Genomic DNA, 393 nt, shown 5'->3' with positions numbered 1-393 from the left:
GCGTTTGTGGCTGTCTGACCGTTTTCTGCGTAATGCTCTGCAACGCCGTTACCACGTTTTCCATCATCGCATCGCGGTTAAGGCTGGCAAAAAGCTGCGCCCAGGCCACGGCTTTCAGGTAATCATCAAAGTATTCCGTACCTTCCATAAAGTACGCCAGATCACGCGACGGCAATGTTTCAAGCGTTTCCTGCATCTCTTTTTGCGCCAGATCGATAAAGTAAGTCCCGATGGCGTTACCAATTCCGCGTGAACCGGAGTGCAGCATAATCCACACCTGGTCCGACTCATCAAGGCAGATTTCAATAAAGTGGTTACCCGTTCCCAGCGTTCCCAGGTGTTTATAGTTGTTAGTGTTAAGGAAACGGGGATATTTTTGCGTTAACCACTGAT

Annotated in this window: 1 pseudogene; it reads right to left on the bottom strand. The window is 49.1% G+C overall.

The window, feature by feature from the left end:
* Window positions 1-393, bottom strand: a pseudogene (rtcB, locus tag ETC00_RS20250) (RNA-splicing ligase RtcB); the annotation flags it as partial.

This window comes from Brevibacillus sp. MCWH (genome assembly GCF_013096935.1).
GTDB classification, from domain to species: Bacteria; Bacillota; Bacilli; order Brevibacillales; family Brevibacillaceae; genus Brevibacillus; species Brevibacillus aydinogluensis.
The sequence above is the reverse complement of the archived record's forward strand: the minus strand, read 5'-3'. Positions and strand labels throughout refer to the sequence as shown.